This is a genomic window from Pseudoalteromonas sp. TAE56 (assembly GCF_000497955.1).
In the GTDB taxonomy this organism is placed as follows: Bacteria; Pseudomonadota; Gammaproteobacteria; order Enterobacterales; family Alteromonadaceae; genus Pseudoalteromonas.
Genome location: NZ_AUTN01000014.1, coordinates 1 through 3,806, shown reverse-complemented (window position 1 = coordinate 3,806; position 3,806 = coordinate 1). Strand labels below are relative to the sequence as shown.

The following is a 3,806-nucleotide window of genomic DNA, read 5'->3' as shown; positions in this document are numbered from 1 at the left end:
CCCCCCCAGAATTTAGGTGCATATTGGAACTTTTTATAAATGGCTATACCAACGAAAACACTTATTGCTGCATTCATCGATAAAAAATTTTTACTATTAAATATTCCTATCAAACTATATTCCCCAGTCATACCATTTAATGCATATCTTTCCGATACTAAGCACATAAGCATAGTAATAAAAAAACATCCGCCTAAAATCTTGATAAATAGTTCGTATCGGATGACTGCAGAAAACACGAGAGAAAAAATAGTTGTAAGCAATAGCTGGAGCCCCCCCCGCAATGTTAATTGTGGGATATCAGACCAGAGGCAAGATATAATCGCTAAAATTGGTATTAGTAAAATAAACCAACTTTTACTAATAAGGTGCAATAGTTTATTTTCGTTGAGCAAACAAATTAGAATACCACTAATCAGGAAACTCAACGCTGCAAGCGTGCCAACTAATGTATTAAATAGAAGACTCATAACACAAAGGAACAGTAAAGCTCCTTCAAGAGTTTGTTTATTAATTTTTAGCATTGCTTTAGTACCACTATACTTTATGTGTATTTCTTGAGTTTTCCACCAGTAAATACACTAGTAAAAAAAGCAACGCCATGCGCAATATCACAAGGTGCATCTAACCAACTTTTATTTTTTTTAAACGGTAAATACAAAAATCCAGTTAAACCTTTTAAAATATAAAAGCCACTTTTTAAGCAACAATACAGCAGTGCAATAGGCTTACTTTTTGTAGCTTGCTCTATTCTAAAGCCTGTACCACCAAACCGAAATGTTCTTTTTACAGCCCATTTGAATGAAATACGCTCAACTTCAACATACTCACTTACAATTGCGCTTTTTACCCAGTATATTTTTGCACCAGCTTCTGTGTATCGCGAAAAAAACTCTTTATCACTACCACCGGTTTTCATGTTATCGCTAAAACGCAGCTTATTCTGCTCTGCAAATTTCACATCAAACAGAACATTATTTGTAGCTGCCCACTTACATAACACCCCATCATCCAAATTACGCTCTTTATACACAGTCGCATTTTTGAATACAGCTTTAGTGTTTACAGGAAATATAGGTACCTGTGGTCCACTTACCGCATGAGCTTGCCTATCATTTAACTTGTTAACTAGTTCTATAAGCCAGTTAGCTTCTATTTCAGCATCATCATCCACAAAAGCTAAGTGGGAGAATTCATTTTTTTGCGCAAACGTAAGTCCAGCATTTCGCCCGAAAGGAATACCTTTTTGAGGTTCCAAGATATGGGTAAACTCTATATCAGAATTCTCAGAAAAACTATTTATCAAATAAATAACGCCATTATTAGGTAAGGCGTTATTTTCTACGATCAAAACACTAAACTTTTCAATATTGGGCAGATTTAACTTTGTAATTGAACTTAAGCACAACGATAATGTTTCAGGTCTAACCCCTGTTGTTAGTATAGATAAACAGATTTTCAATTTAGTCTCCATTTGATCAGTGAATAATTACTTATAAAATAGCTGAGATTAATAGCACGAAAATCAAGCTAATAATTTAGCTAATTGTTTTTTAAACTCTTCACCCATGCTACTCGATTGCATTGCATACTCTACATTAGCAAGCATATAACCTAATTTAGAGCCACAATCATGAGATTTACCTTTTAGATGGTAGGCTTCAAGCGTTTCTAGGTGGCGTAATTGGAGTAAAGCATCAGTAAGTTGTATTTCACCGCCTGCCCCAGGTGGGGTGTATTCAAGTAAATCCCAAATTGCTGTAGATACAACATAACGCCCAGTAATAGCTAAATTGCTTGGCGCTTCATCGTTATTTGGTTTTTCGACCATGTTTTTAATGGTTGCATTTTCGCCTGCATTTATTTTTTTACCGGCTATATCAACTACACCATATTGATGCACTTGCTCTTGCGGTACGGGCTCCACCATTACTTGGTTGTAGCCCGTTTTGTCGAATCGGTCGATCATTTGGCTTAAATTATCGGTTTTTGAATTTGATTTGTATTTATCAATAATTACGTCGGGTAGCATTACTGCAAATGGGTTATTACCAACAATTGGGCGCGCTGCTAAAACAGCATGGCCTAAGCCTAGTGGTGCCGATTGGCGAACCGAAATTACGGTTACATCTTTTGGTACTATTGAGCGAACCTCTTCTAGTAAACTACGCTTTACGCGCGCCTCTAGTGTAGCTTCTAGCTCAAAGCTTGTATCAAAGTGGTTTTCAATTGAGTTTTTTGAAGCATGTGTAACAAGCACAATTTCTTTAATGCCAGCTGCTACAGCTTCGTTAACTACGTATTGAATTAAAGGTTTATCTACCAGAGGAAGCATTTCTTTGGGGATGGCTTTTGTGGCTGGCAACATACGCGTACCAAGGCCAGCTACAGGTAATACTGCTTTTAAAACTTTCACTTTAATTCCTTTCATTATTTTTGTTAAACAACAAAAAAAGGAACTGCAAAGCTAAAATTCCTTTTCGAGCGTTTCACATGCCGTGTGAGCTTGCTATTATACACAACACAATAATGCACTCAATAATTAAAGAGTACTTTTTGATTGTTTTTTTGTTAATTTTATGTTGCACCAAAAGTGTACTGCATTGCACTAACATAGTGCCTAGTACTTTTTGACGACCTACCCTTTTAAAGCTACCAATACTATACTAGGCTTGTTTAGTTATCAGGGAACACAGACTTAAGGAACATTTGTGCGTTTAGGGTTTTACATTTTATTATTAGTGTCTTTTTTTGTATGCGCACAAAATACGCTTTTGTATTTACGCAATAGCGATATAATTGCGCGCGCTCAAAAACAGTATGGTAATGAAGGGCATAAACGTATTAAAAATTGGCTAAGTTTTATAGATGAGTCAGCTGATAAAAGTGAATGGCAAAAAATCCATTTAGTGAATGACTTTTTTAATAAGAACATTAAATACAAAACCGATGATGAGCTTTGGCACCAAAAAGATTATTGGGCCACCCCACTTGAAAGTTTAGGCGTTGGTATGGGTGATTGTGAAGACTACGTAATTGCCAAATACTTTACGTTAATAGCACTGGGCGTACCCGAAGATAAAGTACGTTTAATGTATGTACGTCAAAAAACAGTTAATCAACCTCACATGGTACTTATATATATTGAAACTCCTAATCAAATCCCCTTTGTTTTAGGTAATTTTAATACTAAACTGCTGCCCGCGAATAAACGCCGTGATTTAACACCTATCTATAGTTTTAATGGTCAAGGTTTATGGTTAGCCAAATCAAAAGGGTTAGGCAATAAAGTAAAAAATAGCCGTGGTGTTTCTGCCTGGAACACCATGCTAGAGCGAATTGAACAAGGTGAGCTTGCTCCCATTAAAAGTAACATTAAAGGAACTACCAGTTATGTCTCGACTTTTTAAAAACGGATTGAGTCTTAAAACCCAAGTTTACGGTTTAATAATCGTTATTTCGGTTGTTTCATTTGTGGTTAGGATAGTTACAGATGTTGAAACCACCCGCGATTACTTACAAACACAAATGGGTAGCCACGCGCAAGATACAGCAACAAGCTTGGGGCTTTCAATATCGCCCTACCTTGAAGAAGATAGCTTAATGATTGCCCAAACCATGGCAACCGCTATTTTCGACTCCGGTTATTACAAACAAATAAAATTTACTAACGCCGATAATAAAATAGTTTTTGACCTAACAAGCCCAAAACGCGTTGAATCTGTACCTAATTGGTTTATTACAGCAGTAAAGCTTGAAGCCCCTACTATGCAATCAGAATTAAACAATGGCTGGATTATGGCAGG

At 36.3% G+C, this 3,806-nt stretch carries 5 protein-coding genes; 2 read left to right on the top strand and 3 right to left on the bottom strand.

The features are described from left to right. From L656_RS0100445 to galU, 3 genes are all read right to left on the bottom strand, one after another. Nucleotides 1-524 (bottom strand): hypothetical protein (locus tag L656_RS0100445; RefSeq protein ID WP_024597759.1); only part of this gene is annotated, 524 nt, incomplete at its 3' end. A gap of 20 nt (nucleotides 525-544) precedes the next feature. Further along, complete coding sequence (locus L656_RS0100440; protein ID WP_024597758.1) at nucleotides 545-1,462, bottom strand: glycosyltransferase family A protein; 918 nt, start codon at nucleotides 1,460-1,462, stop codon at nucleotides 545-547. A 63-nt stretch (nucleotides 1,463-1,525) separates the two neighbouring features. After that, a complete protein-coding gene (galU, locus tag L656_RS0100435) occupies nucleotides 1,526-2,416 on the bottom strand; it encodes a UTP--glucose-1-phosphate uridylyltransferase GalU (RefSeq protein WP_024597757.1) in 891 nt (296 codons plus the stop codon). A gap of 295 nt (nucleotides 2,417-2,711) precedes the next feature. On the opposite strand from galU, the gene L656_RS0100430 reads away from it, so the two are divergent. Continuing rightward, nucleotides 2,712-3,410: a transglutaminase-like cysteine peptidase gene (locus L656_RS0100430; RefSeq protein ID WP_024597756.1), complete on the top strand. Its 699-nt coding sequence runs from the start codon at nucleotides 2,712-2,714 to the stop codon at nucleotides 3,408-3,410. Further along, a partial coding sequence (locus tag L656_RS0100425; protein WP_029750551.1) for a LapD/MoxY N-terminal periplasmic domain-containing protein occupies nucleotides 3,394-3,806 on the top strand: 413 nt, incomplete at its 3' end. The genes L656_RS0100430 and L656_RS0100425, both read left to right, overlap by 17 nt.